Annotated in this window: 17 protein-coding genes; 7 read left to right on the top strand and 10 right to left on the bottom strand. The window is 64.7% G+C overall.

Annotated elements, in window-relative coordinates; all coding sequences use genetic code 11:
• Positions 1–181: 181 nt before the first annotated feature.
• Together ASC68_RS03165 and ASC68_RS03160 are read right to left on the bottom strand one after the other, a co-directional pair.
• A complete protein-coding gene (locus tag ASC68_RS03165) occupies positions 182–709 on the bottom strand; it encodes an HD domain-containing protein (protein WP_055874612.1) in 528 nt (175 codons plus the stop codon).
• Positions 706–1,371: a YggS family pyridoxal phosphate-dependent enzyme gene (locus tag ASC68_RS03160; protein WP_055874609.1), complete on the bottom strand. Its 666-nt coding sequence runs from the start codon at positions 1,369–1,371 to the stop codon at positions 706–708. Before ASC68_RS03160 ends, ASC68_RS03165 begins: the two co-directional genes overlap by 4 nt.
• Positions 1,372–1,471: 100 nt before the next feature.
• Between ASC68_RS03160 and leuS the strand changes: the two genes are divergently transcribed.
• From leuS to holA, 3 genes are read left to right on the top strand one after another with little or no spacing between them, the layout of a single operon-like run.
• Entirely contained in the window at positions 1,472–4,105 is a 2,634-nt protein-coding gene (gene leuS / locus ASC68_RS03155; protein ID WP_055874606.1) for a leucine--tRNA ligase, read from the top strand.
• Positions 4,092–4,604: an LPS assembly lipoprotein LptE gene (lptE, locus tag ASC68_RS03150; protein ID WP_082527849.1), complete on the top strand. Its 513-nt coding sequence runs from the start codon at positions 4,092–4,094 to the stop codon at positions 4,602–4,604. Before leuS ends, lptE begins: the two co-directional genes overlap by 14 nt.
• The gene (gene holA, locus ASC68_RS03145) at positions 4,604–5,623 is read left to right on the top strand and encodes a DNA polymerase III subunit delta (RefSeq protein WP_055874600.1); all 1,020 of its coding nucleotides are present in this window, start codon (positions 4,604–4,606) and stop codon (positions 5,621–5,623) included. The genes lptE and holA overlap by 1 nt, the downstream gene beginning before the upstream one ends.
• A 258-nt stretch (positions 5,624–5,881) precedes the next feature.
• Here holA and ASC68_RS03140 read toward each other — a convergent pair whose 3' ends face one another.
• From ASC68_RS03140 to hemE, 8 genes are all read right to left on the bottom strand, one after another.
• Positions 5,882–6,754, bottom strand: coding sequence for a ParB/RepB/Spo0J family partition protein (locus tag ASC68_RS03140; protein ID WP_055874597.1), 873 nt, complete (start codon positions 6,752–6,754; stop codon positions 5,882–5,884).
• 10 nt (positions 6,755–6,764) lie between these two features.
• Positions 6,765–7,565: a ParA family protein gene (locus ASC68_RS03135; protein ID WP_055874594.1), complete on the bottom strand. Its 801-nt coding sequence runs from the start codon at positions 7,563–7,565 to the stop codon at positions 6,765–6,767.
• Between the two features lie 23 nt (positions 7,566–7,588).
• Complete coding sequence (gene rsmG / locus ASC68_RS03130; protein WP_055874591.1) at positions 7,589–8,239, bottom strand: 16S rRNA (guanine(527)-N(7))-methyltransferase RsmG; 651 nt, start codon at positions 8,237–8,239, stop codon at positions 7,589–7,591.
• The gene (gene mnmG, locus ASC68_RS03125) at positions 8,239–10,101 is read right to left on the bottom strand and encodes a tRNA uridine-5-carboxymethylaminomethyl(34) synthesis enzyme MnmG (RefSeq protein WP_055874588.1); all 1,863 of its coding nucleotides are present in this window, start codon (positions 10,099–10,101) and stop codon (positions 8,239–8,241) included. Before mnmG ends, rsmG begins: the two co-directional genes overlap by 1 nt.
• 85 nt (positions 10,102–10,186) lie before the next feature.
• A complete protein-coding gene (gene mnmE, locus ASC68_RS03120; protein WP_082527848.1) occupies positions 10,187–11,509 on the bottom strand; it encodes a tRNA uridine-5-carboxymethylaminomethyl(34) synthesis GTPase MnmE in 1,323 nt (440 codons plus the stop codon).
• 12 nt (positions 11,510–11,521) lie between these two features.
• Positions 11,522–12,787, bottom strand: coding sequence for a transcription termination factor Rho (rho, locus tag ASC68_RS03115; protein WP_055874583.1), 1,266 nt, complete (start codon positions 12,785–12,787; stop codon positions 11,522–11,524).
• Positions 12,788–12,964: 177 nt separating this feature from the next.
• A complete protein-coding gene (gene hemJ / locus ASC68_RS03110) occupies positions 12,965–13,390 on the bottom strand; it encodes a protoporphyrinogen oxidase HemJ (RefSeq protein WP_055874578.1) in 426 nt (141 codons plus the stop codon).
• 3 nt (positions 13,391–13,393) lie between these two features.
• On the bottom strand, positions 13,394–14,428 hold the full coding sequence (gene hemE, locus ASC68_RS03105; protein ID WP_197421025.1) for a uroporphyrinogen decarboxylase: 1,035 nt from the start codon (positions 14,426–14,428) through the stop codon (positions 13,394–13,396).
• Between the two features lie 416 nt (positions 14,429–14,844).
• On the opposite strand from hemE, the gene ASC68_RS03100 reads away from it, so the two are divergent.
• From ASC68_RS03100 to dnaQ, 4 genes are read left to right on the top strand one after another with little or no spacing between them, the layout of a single operon-like run.
• Positions 14,845–15,444 carry a Maf family protein gene (locus tag ASC68_RS03100; RefSeq protein ID WP_197421071.1) on the top strand — a complete coding sequence of 200 codons (600 nt, stop codon included), beginning with the start codon at positions 14,845–14,847 and terminating at the stop codon, positions 15,442–15,444.
• 5 nt (positions 15,445–15,449) lie between these two features.
• Positions 15,450–16,274 carry a shikimate dehydrogenase gene (locus ASC68_RS03095; RefSeq protein ID WP_055875952.1) on the top strand — a complete coding sequence of 275 codons (825 nt, stop codon included), beginning with the start codon at positions 15,450–15,452 and terminating at the stop codon, positions 16,272–16,274.
• Positions 16,274–16,870, top strand: a complete 597-nt coding sequence (gene coaE / locus ASC68_RS03090) for a dephospho-CoA kinase (RefSeq protein ID WP_055874572.1) — start codon at positions 16,274–16,276, stop codon at positions 16,868–16,870. The genes ASC68_RS03095 and coaE overlap by 1 nt, the downstream gene beginning before the upstream one ends.
• A complete protein-coding gene (dnaQ, locus tag ASC68_RS03085; protein WP_055874569.1) occupies positions 16,867–17,577 on the top strand; it encodes a DNA polymerase III subunit epsilon in 711 nt (236 codons plus the stop codon). Before coaE ends, dnaQ begins: the two co-directional genes overlap by 4 nt.
• Positions 17,578–17,656: the final 79 nt, after the last annotated feature.

The following is a 17,656-nucleotide window of genomic DNA, read 5'->3' as shown; positions in this document are numbered from 1 at the left end:
ATCGTAAGTATCGGCAGAGACGCGGACGCTATCACGACCCGACGACAACGAAAAGCAGTGTCATGTAAGCTTCACACTCCGAATATCGACGCCGACATACGAAGTAATTCTGCATGAAGTATTGCTTCCCAGAAGGGTCGCAGTGCGGTGCTATGGCATCATAGCAGCTCGGGAACCGCGGCTAGCCCTGCCTTGGCAGCCCCGTCAGCAGCCGCCCGAGCCTGGCCAGTTCCACGCCGCGCCTCGCCGCGTTGCCGGCGATGATCTCGATCAGAAACCGGCGGTGGCCGACGATATCGGCGATGGATCCGCCAGCCAGCGCGGCAAGCGTGCGATCCCGGCCGGCATCCTCATCCAGCACGGCAAGACCGTCCGCCAACCTGAGGCACTCGGCGATCGGTGCTGCGCTCTCCAGCCCGGTGCGATGGTCGTGCGCCGCGATCGCCATCAGCGCCTCATCCGGCAGCCGCCCCTTCAGCCACTCCGCCGCCAGCACGCCATGCCCGCGCCAGTCGCCGTCGACGGCAAAATAGTCGAGATCGTGCGCCAGCCCGACGATCCGCCACAGCCCGGCATCGGCGCCGAGTTCGGTTGCCAGACACTGCATCAGGAGGCCAACGAAGCGCGAATGTGCAGCTCTTGGGCTCGCGCCCAGCCGCTCGGCCACCAGTTGCTCCGCCTCGGCGAGGCCGAGCCGGCCGGCACTCATCCCCGATGCCCGAACAGCGCGCTGCCGACCCGCACATGCGTCGCGCCCATGGCGATCGCCGTCTCGAAATCGCTGCTCATCCCCATCGACAGCTTCTCGACCCCAGCGTCGCGCGCCAGCGACGCCAGGTGCGCGAAATACGGCCCGGCCGGATCGGCCTCGGGCGGAATGCACATCAGCCCGATCACATCGAGGCCATGCAGATCCTTGCAACGGCCGACGAACGCCGCGGCGTCGGAAGGCGCGATCCCGGCCTTCTGCTCCTCGAGCCCGATATTGACCTGCACGAAAACCGGCAGGCGCCGGCTCGCCCGCTTCATCTCCTCCGCCAGCACACCCGCCAGCTTGTCGCGGTCGACGGTCTGGATCACGTCGAACAGCGCCACCGCTTCGCGCGCCTTGTTGGTCTGCAGCGGGCCGATCAGATGCAATTCTATGCCGTCATAGGAAGCCCGCAGCTCCGGCCACTTTTCCTTGGCCTCCTGCACGCGGTTCTCCCCGAACACCCGCTGCCCAGCGTCAAGAAACGGCCGGATTGCTGCGGCATCGAAGGTTTTGGAGACAGCGACCAGCTCCACCCGATCCGGCGGCGGGCCGAAGCGCTGGTGCGCCCGCTCGATCCGGGCGCGGATGATTTCGAGACTTTCCGGGGCGTTCTGCATGGCCCTCTCTGTTGACCGGTTAACGGAATTCTGATGAAGGTCCGGTAGCCAAAAACCCCCAATAACGCAACGTAATCTGCGGCTTTAAGGACTTCCCGAAGTGACTGGTAGAACGACCGAGCGCTACAATCCGCGTGTCGAAGAGCCACGCTGGCAGAAGGCCTGGGAGGACGGCAAGTCCTTCGAGGTCAAACACGATGATAGCCGCAAGCCCTACTACGTGCTCGAGATGTTCCCCTACCCCTCGGGGCGCATCCACATGGGGCACGTGCGCAACTATACCATGGGCGACGTTTTAGCGCGCTATATGCGCGCCATGGGCCGCAATGTGCTGCACCCGATGGGCTGGGACGCCTTCGGCCTGCCGGCCGAGAACGCCGCCATGCAGAACAAGGTCCACCCCAAGAGCTGGACCTATGCCAACATCGCCGCGATGCGCAAACAGCTGAAGTCGATTGGTCTCGGCATCGACTGGAGCCGCGAGTTCGCCACCTGCGACGTCGAGTACTATTCCAAGCAGCAGAAACTGTTCCTCGATTTCCTGCGCGAGGGGCTCGTCACCCGCAAGAAATCCAAGGTCAATTGGGACCCGGTCGATATGACCGTGCTCGCCAACGAGCAGGTCGTCGATGGCCGCGGCTGGCGCTCCGGTGCGGTTGTGGAACAGCGCGAACTCAACCAGTGGGCCTTCAAGGTCTCCGATTTCGCCGAAGATCTGCTGGAAGCGCTCGATACCCTCGACCACTGGCCCGAAAAGGTGCGCGTCATGCAGCGCAACTGGATCGGCAAATCCGAGGGCCTGCGCCTGCTGTTCGAGCTGACCGAGCAATGGCAGAAATTCAGCTCGATCGAGGTGTTCACCACTCGCCCCGACACTATCTTCGGCGCCTCCTTCATCGCCATCTCGGCTGATCATCCGCTGGCCCAGAGCCTCGCGGGCAACCCTGAGGTCGCGGCCTTCATCGCCGAGACCCGCCGCCACGGCACGGCCACCGAGACCATCGACAAGGCGGAAAAGCTCGGCATCTTCACCGGGTTGCACGTGAAGCACCCGGTCAAGCCCGGCGCTACGCTGCCGGTCTACATCGCCAACTTCGTGCTGATGGATTACGGCACCGGCGCCATTTTCGGCTGCCCGGCGCATGACCAGCGCGACCTCGATTTCGCCCGTCGCTACGACCTGCCGGTGCTCCCGGTGGTGCTGCCAGAGGGCGCTGACCCAGCAACTTTCGAAGTCGATTCAGAGGCTTACAACGGCCCAGGCCGCATCTACCACTCCGAGTTCCTTGACGGGCTCGAGATCGATGCCGCCAAGAAAGCCATTGCCGCGCACTTCGCCGAGCGCACCGTCGACAACCTGCCGCAGGGCAAGGTCGAGGTGAACTATCGCCTGCGCGACTGGGGCGTCTCGCGCCAGCGCTACTGGGGCTGTCCGATCCCGGTGATCCACTGCGAGAATTGCGGCGCCGTGCCGGTGCCCGACAAGGACCTGCCGGTGGTCCTGCCTGAGGACGTGAGCTTCGACCGCCCCGGCAACCCGCTCGACCACCACCCGAGCTGGAAGCATGTCGCCTGCCCGAAATGCGCGGGACCGGCGACGCGCGAAACCGACACCATGGACACCTTCGTCGACAGTTCCTGGTACTTTGCCCGCTTCACCGCGCCGCATGCCGACACGCCGACGATTCCGGGGATCGCCAACACCTGGCTGCCGGTCGACCAGTATATTGGCGGCGTCGAGCACGCGATCCTGCACCTGCTCTATTCGCGCTTCTTCACCCGCGCCATGAAGCAGACCGGCCACCTCAATCTGGATGAGCCGTTCAAGGGGCTGTTCACCCAGGGCATGGTGGTGCATGAGACCTACCAGCTCGGCACCGGTCCGAATGGCGAATGGGTTTCGCCGGCCGACATCCGGATCGAACAGGTCGATGGCGAACGCCGCGCCAGCATGCGGCAAACCGGCGAAGCCGTTGCCATCGGCTCCATCGAAAAGATGAGCAAATCCAAGAAGAACGTCGTCGACCCCGACGAGATCGTTTCGACTTACGGCGCCGATACCGCCCGCTGGTTCATGCTCTCCGACTCGCCGCCGGAGCGCGACGTGCAGTGGACCGAGGCCGGCATCGAAGGCGCCAGCCGCTTCCTGCAGCGCGTCTGGAAGCTGGTCGGCGATTTCCTCGACCTCGAGGACGACATCGCGGCCCGCCTCAAGGGCGATAGCGACGCCGGCGTGCTTGAGCTCCGCAAGGTGGTACACCGCGCCGTTGCCAATGTCGGCGGCGAGATCGAAGGCCTGCGCTTCAACCGCGCCGTCGCCCAGATCTACGAGCTGTCCAATGCCATCGCCAAGTTCTCGCAGTCGGTCGCCTCAAGCGTCTCCCCGGCGCAGCGTGACGCCTTCCGCGAAGCGGTGGAGCGCCTGGTGCAACTCGTCGCCCCGATGATGCCGCACCTCGCCGAAACCTGCTGGGCGGCGCTCGGCAAGACTGGTCTCGTGGTCGACGCCCCCTGGCCGGTCGCCGACCAGTCGCTGCTGGTCGACAGCACTGTCGTGCTGCCGGTGCAGGTCAACGGCAAGCGCCGCGGCGAGATCACCGTGCCGGTCGGCGCCGCCAAGGAGCTGGTCGAGAAAGAGGTCTTGTCACTCGAAGCGGTTGCCCGCATGCTGGAAGGCAAGCCGCCCAAGAAGCTGGTGATCGTCCCCGACAGGATCGTCAATGTGGTCATCTAAGCTGTTGCTTCGTAATGCGGTTTTCGCGCTGAGCCTGCTTGGCGCGACGGCCCTTGCCGGTTGCACCGGGCTGACTCCGGTCTATGGTGAACGCGGCATCGGCACCGAGCGGCATCCGCTCAACTACGCCAAGCCCAACAGCCGGGCCGAGCAGATCATCTATCAGGAGCTGGCGCTCCGCTTCGGCAAAGCCGCTGACGCCGCAAGCCCGACGGTTCGCATCACCACCTCGAACGCCGGCCGCAAGCTCACCCGCTCCAGCGTGGTTCGTCCGTCCGAACAGCGGGAAATGGTGGTCACCGCGCAGATCGAGCTGATCGGCACGGATGGCTCGGTCATCCTCTCGACCAGCCGCTCGGCCGCCGCGCTCTACACCACGGACAGTCAGGCCCTCGCCGCCAGCGAGGCCGAGCGCGAGGCCACCGAACGTGCAGCGCGCGAGCTGGCCGAGACGGTGCGACTGACCTTGCTCGGCGCCCTCGCCCAATCGGCCAGCTGATGGGGGCGCTGAAGGCGCACGAGGTTTCCCGCTTCGTCGATCGCCCCGATCTCGAAGCCGGCATTATTCTCGCTTACGGCCCCGATACCGGTCTCGTCCGCGAAACCGCCCAGCGCCTCGCCCGTCGCTACGCCGGCAACGATGCCGACAGCATGAACCTGGTCGTGCTCGACGGCGCCGAACTCGATGCCGATCCGTCGCGTCTCGCCGTGGAGGCCAAGACCACCTCGCTGTTCGGCGATCGCCGGGTGATTCGGGTGCGTGGCGCCGGCAAGTCCCTGGTGATGCCGCTGACCGAACTGCGAGACGATCCAGGTTCCATCATCATCCTCGAGGCCGGCAACCTTACCCCGAAGGACCCGCTGCGCGCCCTGGTGGAAGCGGCAAAGCTCGGCCGGGCCCTGCCCTGCTACCCGGATAACGACGAATCGCTGGGGCGCCTGATCTCGGAAACCTTCTCCAAAGCCGGCATCCGCGCCGACCAGGACACCGTCGCAGCGATCCGCGACAGCCTGGGCAACGACCGCGAAATCACCCGCCGTGAGCTGGAAAAGCTGGTGCTGTTTGCCGCCGATACCAAGCTCCTCACCCGCGAGGACGTGCTGACGCTCTGCGCCGACAACGCCGCCCTGGTGCTCGATGAAGTTGTCGACGCCACCGGGACGGGTCACGCTGCCAACCTCGATACCGCGCTCGAGCGGGCAATCGCCCAGAGCGTCAACGCCCAGCAGATTCTCGCCAGCGCCATGGGTCATTTCACCACCCTGCGCCGCTGGCGCGTCGAGGTCGACGGCGGCAAGTCGCCCGGGGCCGTGCTCGACAATGCCCGACCAAAGCCGCACTTCTCGCGCCGCTCCGCCATCGAGCGCCAGCTGAGGCTGTGGAGTGACGACGCGCTGAGCGCCGCACTCGATCGCCTGCAACTCGCCGTCGCCGACAGCCGCAAGCGCTATGGCCTTGCCGACACCATCAGCCGCCGCGCGCTGTTGGCGATTTGTACAATGGCTGCAGAACGTTAGCCCCAGCGTTCCACGTGAAACACTCCGAACCGGCCGCGCCAGCGGCGAAATCGCTCCGGTGGAGCGATTTCAGGTGAGGAGGCCATGAGAGCTACGCTCGAATGGCAACGATGCTGGAAGTGGGCACCCCATTTCCTGGCGCCAGCAGTGTGGCTCCGCCCGTTTGTCTCGCGTCCCCTCGCCCCTCTGGGGAGAGGGGGCGGTGTGGCGCGCTCCCCAGCCTATCGCCCATGCTCCACGTGAAACACGCGGCGGCGTCTACACCCCGTACCCGGTGAGCTTCATGCAGATGCCGTCGAGCTGCTCCAGCGTCCGGTAGCGGATCTCGAGCCGGCCACCCTGGTCTTTGTGATCGATCGCCACATGCAGCCCCAGCACGTCCGAGAGCCGCTTCTCGAGCGCTGCCGTATCGGCATCCTTCTGCTCGGGCGCTGCCGGCTTCTTCTTGGGCGCGTTGATCTCGCGCTGCGTCAGCACCTCGGCTTCGCGCACCGACAGGCCACCGCCAACAATGCGCTTCGCCAACGCCACCGGATCGTCCGCCGTGATCAGCGTGCGCGCGTGGCCAGCCGTCAGTTCGCCGCTCGCCAGCATGCCGCGCACGTCGTCGGGCAGCTTTAGGAGCCGCAGCGTATTGGCGACATGCGAGCGGGATTTGCCGATCACCTGCGCCAGGTCGTTCTGGGTGTACTCAAACTGCTCGATTAGCTGACCGTAACCCATTGCTTCTTCGAGCGGATTGAGGTCGACACGCTGCACGTTCTCGATGATCGCGAGCTCAAGCGCTTCCTTGTCGTCGACATCGCGGATGATCACCGGAACATCGTTCAGCCCGGCGCGCTGCGAAGCGCGCCAGCGGCGCTCGCCGGCAATGATCTCGAACTGGTTCGGATCATTGGTCGGCCGCACCAGCAGCGGCTGCATCACGCCCTTCTCGCGGATCGAGCTGGTCAGCTCTTCCAGCTGAGCCGGGTCGAAGTCGCGCCGCGGGTTGGCGCGGTTGGCGATCAGGAAGTCGACCGGCAGGCGCTTGGAGCTGCTGCCGTCGGCCAGCCGCGCTCCCTCCATCGTCGCCATGTCGCCGATCAGCGCCGCGAGGCCACGCCCGAGCCGTGATGGTTTCTCGTTCATTCCAACTTCCTTATGCGGCCATGAGCTGGCGCTCACGCCGGATCACTTCGGTAGCCAGACGCAGATAGGCCTGGCTGCCGGCACATTTGAGGTCATAGAGCAGCGCCGGCTTGCCGTAGGACGGGGCCTCCGACAGCCGAACATTGCGAGGTATCACCGTATCATAGACCAGCGACCCCATCTCCGAGCGCACATCGGCCAGCACCTGTTCGCTGAGGTTGTTGCGGCGATCGAACATGGTCATCACAACACCCTGTATCGACAGGCGCGGGTTCAGGGTCGTGCGAATTTGCTCAATAGTTTGAAGCAGTTGGCTCATACCCTCGAGCGCGAAGAATTCGCACTGCAGCGGCACCAGCACGGCATCGGCGGCGACCAGCGCATTTATGGTGAGGAGGTTGAGCGACGGCGGGCAGTCGATCAGCACATAGCTGACCGCCTGGCCATTGATGGTCAGGTCGCTCATCGCCCGGAAGGCATCGCGCAGCCGGAAAGCGCGGTCCGCCTGCTGGGCAATAGTGAGCTCGACGCCGAGCAGATCGAGGGTCGACGGCACGATAGCCACGTTCGGCACGCTGGTCATCACCGCGGCCGCCGCCACTTTGGCGTCGCCCACCAGCAGATCATAGCTCGAGACGTCACGGTCGACGCGCGAGATGCCGAGGCCCGTCGAGGCGTTGCCCTGCGGGTCGAGATCGACGATCAGCACACGCTCGCCAATCGCCGCGAGCGCCGTGGCCAGGTTGATTGCGGTAGTGGTCTTGCCGACCCCACCCTTCTGATTGGCGAGGGTCAGGATTCGAGGAGCCAAGGCACGGCCTCCGAGCGTTTCCGCTAACTATTTGATTTCCGTCGCAAATTGCTGATCTCCAGCAACACGCCGGCCTCGTCGGTGGCGCTCTTGATTACTACCACGTCGAACTCCCACGCCAAACGACTTTCCTCAACCTCCACAGCATGATCCTTGCCCTTATGCAGGATCGCGCGGGTTTCCGGCCCAAAGAAGGGGTGGATAAGTTCCAGCAACAGCGGGAGCGCCGCCAGCGCTCGTGAAGTGATCACATCGAAGCCGGAGCGGTCGCCGAGTGTTTCACGTGAATCAAAGCTGTCGGTCCGTCCGGCATGCACCGCTGCGGCCAGACCAAGCTCCCGGATCACCTGCCTGAGGAAGGCGACCTTCTTGCCGATCGGCTCGACCAGCGTGAAGCTTGCCGGGCCGCCCTTGAGGGCGATTGCCAGGGGCAGCGCCGGCAGGCCACCACCTGAGCCAACGTCCAGGAAGAGCTGATCTCCGGGTCGAAGCAATGGCAGAACCTGCAGCGAATCGACGACGTGTCGCGTCCACAGGGCATTCTCTGTTTCACGTGAAACAAGATTCTGCACCGCGTTCCATTTCTTCAGCAGCGCAGCAAACGATTCCAGATCCCGACGCACCGCGGCTTGGGGGCGAGCAAGCGCACCGGAATAGGGCGCAAGATCGTCCATCAACTCGCCTGGCGCAGACTGCCGCGCCGGACCACTGACAGAATCAGGGTGATCGCCGCAGGGGTGACACCATCAATCGCCTGCGCCTGGGCAATCGTTGCGGGCCGTTGCTGCCCGAGCTTCTGCCGCATCTCCATCGAGAGCCCCGGCAGCGCCGCGTAGTCCAGCCAATCCGGGATCTCGCGGCTTTCATCGCGCTTCACTGCAGCGATATCGGCCTCCTGGCGCTGCAGGTAGACGGCGTACTGAGCGTCGACCGTCAGCTGATCGAGGATCCCAGGCGCGATCTCGGCGATCTCAGGCCACAGCGGCACCAGGTTGGACGCCTCAACATTGGGATAGGACAGCAACTCGAACGCGCTGCGTTCGTGCCCATCGGCGTTCACCGCCAGGCCGACCTTGCGCGCCGCCGTTGGCGTGGTCCGCAGCCGATCGAGCGTCGCCCGTCCCTCAGTCAGGGCCGCCGAACGAGCCTCGAAATGCTGCTGCCGCGCCCCGCCGACGAGACCGACGGAAGCAGCGATCCGGGTCAACCGCTGGTCGGCATTATCGCTACGCAGATGCAGGCGGAACTCGGCCCGCGAGGTGAACATCCGATAAGGTTCGCTGACCCCCCGCGTCACCAGGTCGTCGACCATCACCCCCAGATAGCTCTCGGTCCGCGATAGCTGCAAGGTCCCAGCGCCCTTCGCGGCAAGGCCGGCATTGGCGCCGGCATAAAGGCCCTGCGCTGCCGCCTCTTCATAGCCGGTAGTGCCGTTGATCTGGCCGGCCAGATAGAGACCCGGCAGTCGCCGCAGTTCCAGCGTCGGGCGGAGTTCGCGAGGATCGACATAGTCATACTCGATCGCGTAGCCCGGGCGGATGATCCGGACATTCTCCAGCCCAGGCATGGACTTGAGGAAAGCCTCCTGCACCTCAGCCGGCAGGGAGGTCGACAATCCGTTCGGATAGATCGTGTTGTCATCAAGCCCTTCGGGCTCGAGGAAGATCTGGTGGCTGTCCCGGTCGGCGAAGCGGACCACCTTGTCCTCGATCGAGGGACAATAGCGCGGGCCGCGGCTCTTGATCCGGCCGGAATACATCGCCGAACGATGCAGGTTGTCCGAGATGATGCGGTGCGTGTCGGCCGTGGTTCGAGTGATATAGCAACTGATCTGCGGCGTGGTGATCGCCGTGGTGAGGGCAGAGAAGGGCTCCGGCGGGTCGTCGCCGCGCTGCTCCTCAAGCCCAGAGAAGTCGATGGAGGTGGCATCCAGCCGGGCCGGCGTGCCGGTCTTCAGCCGCCCGAGCGTCAGCCCCAGCGCCTCGAGCCGCGTCGACAGCCCAAGCACCGGCTTCTCGCCGACGCGACCGGCCGGGACCGTCTCCTCGCCGCGGTGGATCAGGCCACGGAGGAAGGTTCCGGTGGTCAGCACCACCGCCTTTGCCGCGAAGCGACGCCCATCGAGCAGCACCGCGCCGGCGATCCGACCATTGGTGACGATCAGGTCATCGACCTCGCCTTCGATCACGGTGAGGTTGGGCTGCGCGAGGATCGCCGCCTGCATCGCCTGCCGGTAAAGCTTGCGATCAGCCTGGGCGCGGGGACCACGCACCGCAGCGCCCTTCCGCCGGTTCAGCACCCGGAACTGAATGCCGGCCGCGTCGGCCACCCGGCCCATCAGGCCATCCATGGCGTCGATCTCGCGGACCAGATGGCCTTTACCCAGGCCGCCGATGGCCGGGTTGCAGCTCATCTCGCCGATGGTCGCGAACCTGTGGGTAATCAGCGCCGTCGGCACGCCAAGCCGCGCCGCGGCCGCAGCTGCCTCGCTGCCTGCATGCCCGCCACCAACAACAATGACGCCGAAGTCGCTCATTTCAGGAAATCCTTTGGAGCGCGGGTCTAGTCCAATGTTTCACGTGAATCAACGTCCGGCCGCCGCCGGCAATGTTCCACGTGAATCATTTCCCGATGCAGAAGGCACTGAACAGCCGATCCAGCACCGATTCGGCATCCATCCGACCGAGTAGCCGCTCCAGGGCGAACGACGCCTGGCGCAAGTCTTCCGCCGCAAGCTCCGAACTCTCGAGGTGACCTGCCACCTGGTGCAGACTGATCACCGCCGCCAGCAGGGCTTCACGGTCTCGTTCATGGCTGACCAGCAACTCCGATGCCTGCACGGACCCAGCACCCGAGGCCTCGTAGAGCCGGTCGAGCAGGGAGGCGATGCCAACGCCGGTGTTGACGGACACGGCAAGGTCGGCGCCGGGCACCGAACCAAGATCGCTCTTGGTGCCGATTATGGCGACCGGCGGCTTGGGGCCTGGCTCCCCGGCGAACTCAGGTTCCTGAACGTCATCAGCGGCCACGTCCGGCGCTCGCAACCACAGCACCTGATCGGCGCTGAGCATGGCTTGCCTCGCCCGTTCAACGCCGATCGCCTCGGCCTTCGATGTGGTGTCGCGGATCCCTGCGCTATCAATCAGGATGATCAACTGCCCCCTGACGTCCAGCGGCACTTCCTTCAGATCGCGCGTGGTGCCGGCTTCGTCCGAAACGATCGCGACGTCGGAGCGCGACAGCGCGTTCAGCAGGCTCGATTTGCCGGCGTTGGGCGGTCCGGCCAGCACGACGCGGAAGCCGCTGCGGAGGATCCGGCCCTGACCGCGAGTTGCCAGCACGTCGCCGATGGCGTCACGCAAGGCCTCGACCTCGGCGCCAAAACTTTCCGGCAGCGCACCGACGTCGCCTTCGTCGGAAAAGTCGATCTGCGCTTCGATCTCGGCTCGGAGGTCCAGCAGCTGTTCGCGCCAGCCTTCGACCTGTCGGGTCAGCCCGCCTTCCAGCCGCGCATAGGCAAGGGCCCGCTGGTTCTCGGTTTCGGCTTCGATCAGATCGCCGAGCCCCTGAGCCTCCACCAGGTCGAGCTTGCCGTTCTCGAAAGCGCGACGAGTAAACTCGCCAGCCTCGGCGACCCGGATACCCGGTTGTGAACTGAGCTTGCGGAGCAGGGCCCGCACCACGGCCGGCGAGCCATGCACCTGTAGCTCGGCACAATCCTCGCCGGTAAAACTCTGCGGCCCCGGCATCCAGGCGACGAGACCGCGATCCAGCGTTTCCTCGCCGATCCGGATATCCGCCAGCTTCAGCTGCCGGGGTGCGGGCAGGGCGCCGAGCATGTCGCTCAGCACACCTCCCGCCCGCGGGCCGGACAGCCGAATGACTGCCACTCCAGAGGGAACGGCGCCGGAGGAGAGGGCGACGATAGTATCGTCGTCGCGCATCGACGCCCTGGCTTAGGTGTTCATCGAGTCGAAGAAGTCGGAGTTCGTCTTGGTCTGGCGGATCTTGTCCATCAGGAACTCCATCGCGTCGACCGTGCCCATCGGGTTGAGGATGCGGCGCAGCACGTACATCTTCCTGAGGATATCCGGCTCGACCAGTAGCTCTTCCTTGCGGGTGCCGGACTTGGTGACATCCATCGCGGGGAATACGCGCTTGTCCGAGACCTTGCGGTCGAGGACGATTTCCGAGTTACCGGTGCCCTTGAACTCTTCGAAGATCACTTCGTCCATGCGCGAGCCGGTATCGATCAGCGCCGTCGAAATGATGGTCAGCGAGCCGCCATCTTCGATGTTGCGGGCAGCACCGAAGAAGCGCTTGGGGCGCTGCAGCGCATTGGCGTCCACACCGCCAGTCAGCACCTTGCCCGAGCTCGGCACCACGGTGTTGTACGCGCGGCCGAGACGGGTGATCGAATCGAGCAGGATCACCACGTCGCGCTTGTGTTCGACGAGGCGCTTGGCCTTCTCGATCACCATTTCAGCGACCTGGACGTGACGCGACGCCGGCTCGTCGAAGGTCGAGGAGATGACCTCGCCGCGCACCGAGCGCTGCATGTCGGTGACTTCCTCAGGCCGCTCGTCGATGAGCAGCACGATGAGGTAGCACTCGGGGTGATTGATGGCGATCGACTGTGCAATATTCTGCAACAATACGGTCTTACCAGTCCGCGGCGGCGCTACAATCAGCGCGCGCTGGCCTTTGCCGAGCGGCGCCACCAGATCCATGATCCGGGCGCTCTTGTCCTTGACCGTCGGGTCCGGCAGCTCGAGGCGGAGCCGTTCATCAGGGTAGAGCGGCGTCAGGTTGTCGAAGTTGATCTTATGACGGACCTTTTCCGGGTCCTCGAAATTGATGGTGTTGACCTTGAGCAGCGCGAAGTAGCGCTCGCCTTCCTTGGGAGACCGGATCTGGCCTTCGACCGTGTCGCCGGTCCGGAGCGAAAAGCGGCGGATCTGCGAAGGGGAGACGTAGATATCGTCGGGGCCGGGCAGGTAGTTCGCGTCCGGCGAGCGCAGGAACCCGAAACCGTCGGGCAAGACTTCCACCACGCCTTCGCCGGTGATGTCGACTTCACGCGCCGCCAGTTCCTTGAGGATGGCGAACATCAGTTCCTGCTTACGCATCGTCGAGGCGTTCTCGACCTCGTAAGTCTCGGCGAATTCAAGCAATTCAGCAGGCGTCTTGGCCTTGAGCTCGCTGAGCTTCATATTTTCCATTGCGCGGAAGACCCTTGGGCAATCGTGAGTGGCGGGAATGTACGGAGAGGGGGGTTCGCCCGGAAAGCGCCGGGGAGGCGCCCATCGATCAGGCAGTGCGCTTCAGATAGCTAAAAGCTTCGCCACATTCAAGCGGAATGCGGATTCACGTGGAACAACGGCTGCTCACGGCGCGCATCAGAACGGCTTCACCACAACCGAGATCACGATGACGATGGCGATGACGAACGGCACCTCGTTGATCATGCGGAAGAACTTCGCCGGCCTGGTGTTCCGGTCATTGGCGAAGTCGCGCAGCACCCGGCCATAAAAGCCGTGAATGCCGCTCAGCAGGATCACCATCAGGGCCTTGAGCCACATCCAGCCTTGGCTGAAATCGACGATCCCGAAGCCGAAAGCCAGCCACAGCCCGAACACCCAGGTGGCGATCATCGCCGGGGTGGTAATTCCCCGATAGAGCCGGCGCTCCATCACCTTGAACGTCTCCGATTGCACCGACCCCTTCTCGGCATCGGCGTGATAGACGAACAGCCGGGGCAGGTAGAGCATCCCGGCCATCCAGGCGATGACCGACAGGATATGCAGCGCCTTGACCCATTCCATCCCTCAAGCTCCTCGCGCCACTGCAATCAGCCGCTCGACATGGCCGATCGGCGTTTCCGGCACGATGCCGTGCCCCAGGTTGAAGATATGCGGACGGCCGCGGAATGCCGCAACGATCTGGCGCACGCGATCATCCATCTGCTCGCCGCCGGCCAATAGCCGCAACGGATCGAGATTGCCTTGCACCCCGAGCCCTGCCGGCAACTCGGCGGCAAAGCCAAGCGGCGTCGCATAGTCGAGCCCGAGCACGTTCACGCCGGTCGCCTTGGCATAGGCCGGCAGATTGCCCGCGGCACCACGCGGAAAGCCGATCACCGGCGCCCCCGGAACAAGCTTCCTAAGCCCTTCGACGATCCTCCGGTTCGGTTCGATCACCCAGTTGCGGAACGCCACCTCATCCAGGTTCAGCGCCCAGCTCTCGAACAGCTGCACCACATCGGCGCCGGCGCCGAGCTGCGCCGCCAGGTAGTCGATGCTGGTTTCGACCAGAATATCGATCAGCTTCGCAAAAGCCTCAGGCTGCGTCAGGGCGAACACTCGCGCCGCCGTCTGATCCGACGAGCCACGTCCGCCGATCATGTAAGTCGCAACCGTCCAGGGCGAGCCACAGAAGCCAATCAGGGTCTTATCGGCACTGAGGCCAGCTCGAACCCGTCGAACGGTCTCGATGATGGGGCTGAGCTTCTCCAAAGCCCCTTTGGGATCGAGCCGCGGGATCGACTCTGTCGTCAAGGGCTCGAGCAGTGGTCCCTCGCCGGCTTCGAAACGGACATACTGGCCGAGTGCATCGGGGATCACCAGGATGTCGGAAAAGAGGATCGCCGCATCGAGATCAAAGCGCCGCAATGGCTGCAGCGTCACTTCGGCAGCCAGTTCCGGGTTGTAGCAGAGATCGAGGAAGCTGCCGGCCTTGGCCCTGAGCTCCCGATACTCCGGCAAGTAGCGTCCAGCCTGGCGCATGATCCAGATCGGCAACCGCTCCTGGCGCTGCCCGAGCACTGTCTCAAGCAGCGGTTTCAGCACCGGCGTCGCGGTCATCGCCCAACCAACCCAAAAGACTCTAGATTCTTAATCATCATTATCATGGCGGTGTTTTGCAGGAATTCCGCTTTGCCCACAACGCGCATGGCGGCGACAGAAGCGCGCGGCGCGGGGGCTAAGCCGAGGCTGTGAATCGTCGTCTGTAGACAAAGCCGGGCGTCCCCGGAGTCGTCCGGTTTACTAAGTCTTAACCATGTCACAATCGCTAACGAACCGTTAACGAGCCTGTGGATGATGGCGTGCCAGACGCAAGCGGTTATCCCCGTAGCTCACATTAAGCCTTCGTTAACTCTCCCCGGGGGCCGGGCTGTTGAAGGATTTCGTCCCAGCGGGGAGAACTCGGCCGGTCACCGGCCTCGCCGGCTTTTCCACCGCCGGTGGACTTGAGCGAACAAGGACAGTGTGGAAAACCCCTGACCATGCTGATCCTCGCTTCGAAGAGCCCAACGCGAAAAGCCCTGCTGGCGGGAGCCGGCTTGCGATTCGAGACGAGTCCAGCGCCAATCGACGAACGAGCGCTCGAAGCCGATGTGCTGGGGAAAGGCGGAGCTGCGCCGCAGGTGGCGCGCCGCCTCGCCGAAGCCAAGGCACTTGCCGTTTCCGGCTCCCGTCCGGGCATCGTCATCGGTGCCGATCAGGTGCTGGCGCTGGACGGCGAGCTGCTGCACAAGCCGGAAAGCCTCGCCGCGGCGGCAGCGCAGCTCGATCGGCTGGCTGGTCGAACGCACCATCTGCACGCCGGTGTGGCGCTCGCCGCCAATGGCAGTCTGCTGTGGTCGAGCACGGAAACCGCCGCGCTGACCATGCGCCGCTTCGATGCGGCGGAGCGCGACCTGGTGCTTGCGCTGGAGGGGGTCGATGTTCTCGGCTCGGTCGGCGCCTACCGGCTCGAAGGTCCCTCGATCCGGTTGTTCGAGCGGATCGAGGGCGACTATTTCACCATTCTGGGGCTGCCGCTGTTGCCTCTTCTCCAGGCCTTGCGTCAGCATGCGCCGGAAAACCTGAGCCAGTGATTCACGTGAAAAAAGCCTTCGTCATCGGCCATCCGATCAAGCACTCCCGCTCGCCGCTGATCCACGGTACGTGGCTGGCCGAGTATGGCATCGATGGCGGCTACGAGGCGATCGACGTCGCGCCGGAGGATCTGCCGGCCTTTGTCGAGCGGCTGCGCCAAGGCGAGTTTGTCGGCGGCAACGTCACCATCCCGCACAAGGAAGCGGTGTTCGCGCTCTGCGACAGCGTCGATCCGCTGGCCAGGACCATCGGCGCGGCCAACACTCTGGTGCGTCAGCCCGATGGCCGTATCCACGGGTTCAACACCGACTATATGGGTTTTCTCGGCAATCTCGATCAGAACGCCGCCGGTTGGGCTCAGGGGCTCGAGCGCGCCATCGTGTTCGGCGCCGGCGGGGCAGCCCGCGCCATCCTCGTGGCCTTGCGGGAGCAGGGGGTCCCCGAAATCGTGCTGCTCAACCGCACGCCGGAAAAGGCCGCGGCCCTGGCGACGGAAATCTCTGGGCCGTTCGTTCCGGGCGCGCTCTCCGACTATGCCCGTTACGCTCCCGGCGCCGGCCTCGTGGTCAACACCACTTCGATCGGCATGCACGACACCCGGTTCGAGGATCTCGACTTAACGCTGCTGCCACGGACCGCGCTGGTCACCGATATCGTCTACGTGCCGTTGGTCACCCCGCTGCTCGCCGACGCCAGGGCCCTGGGGCTGCGCACCGTCGATGGCCTCGGCATGCTGCTGCATCAGGCGGTTCCGGGCTTTGCCGCCTGGTTCGGCGTGCGCCCGGTGGTGACGCCGGCGCTGCGGGCAAGGATCGAGGCGACGCTCTGATGCTGAAGCTCGGCCTTACCGGTTCGATCGCCACGGGCAAGTCCACTGCTCTCAAGGCTTTCGCCGATCTGGGGGTGCCGACCTTTTCGTCCGACGAGGCGGTGCACGAGCTCTATCGTGGGGCGGCAGTGGCCCCGGTCGAAGCGGCCTTCCCCGGGGTCAGCGTCGATGGCGTCATCGATCGTGAAAGACTCAGCCGGCAGCTGATCGGTCATCCCCAGCGGTTGCAGCAGCTCGAGGCCATCGTTCATCCGCTGGTGCGGGCGCGGATCAGGTCGTTTCTTTCCGATGCCGCGGCACGCGGCGAAGCAATTGCGGTGGTCGATATCCCGCTGCTGTTCGAGAACGGCGTCGACTGGGGCCTCGATGCGGTGATCGTCACGGTAGTCGACGAAGCCGAGCAGCGCCGGCGGGCTCTGGCCCGGCCGGGGATGACGGTGGAAAAGCTCGAGGCCATCCTTGCCCGACAGCTGCCGCAGGCTGAAAAGGTGAAACGCGCCACCTACATAATCGACACCTCCGATACCATCGATGCGACCCGAGAGAGGGTTGCCGAACTGGTGCAGAGGCTGCGTCAAGAAGCTCAGGCCAGATGACCCGCGAGATCGTCCTCGATACCGAAACCACCGGCCTGTCTCCGGTGACGGGCGACCGCATCGTCGAGATCGGCTGCGTCGAGCTGATCAACCACATCCCGACCGGGCGGCACTTCCACATCTACCTCAATCCCGAGCGCGACGTGCCGGACGAGGCGTTCCGGGTGCACGGGCTGTCGACCGAGTTCCTGCGAGACAAGCCGCTGTTCCGCGCCGAGGTGGACGGCTTCCTCGAGTTCATCACCGATGCGACGCTGGTCATCCACAACGCGCCGTTCGATATGGGGTTTCTCAACTACGAGCTCGAAAAGCTCGGCCGCCCCAGTCTCACCAACGAGGTGATCGATACCGTGATGGTGGCGCGCGAGCGTCATCCGGGCGCCCGGGTCAGCCTCGATGCGCTCTGCAAGCACTATGGCATCGACAATTCGAAGCGCGTGCTGCACGGCGCGCTGCTCGACAGCGAGATCCTCGCCGATGTCTATCTGGAGCTGATCGGTGGCCGGCAGGTGGCGCTGGCGCTGGTGGCCGAGACGCATGTCGAGCCCGGCATTACCGTCACCATCGTGCCGGCGCGGCAGCGACCGGTGCCGCTGCCGTCCCGCCTCAGCGATAGCGAGTTCGCCGCGCATCTGAAACTCGTCGGCACCCTGGGCGCCGACGCGTTGTGGAGCAATTATCCCACCGAGCAGGTGGCAGCCGAATAGGCTTGGGCCCAGGCAAACGCCGCTACGTCCTAAGCTATGGCCGTGCCCCAGCCGCCGGGTCATTCCCGCGAAAGCGGTA

Source organism: Devosia sp. Root105 (assembly GCF_001424865.1).
Lineage (GTDB): Bacteria > Pseudomonadota > Alphaproteobacteria > Rhizobiales > Devosiaceae > Devosia_A.
Note: the sequence above shows the minus strand (reverse complement) of the source record. Positions and strands in the feature narration are given on the sequence as shown.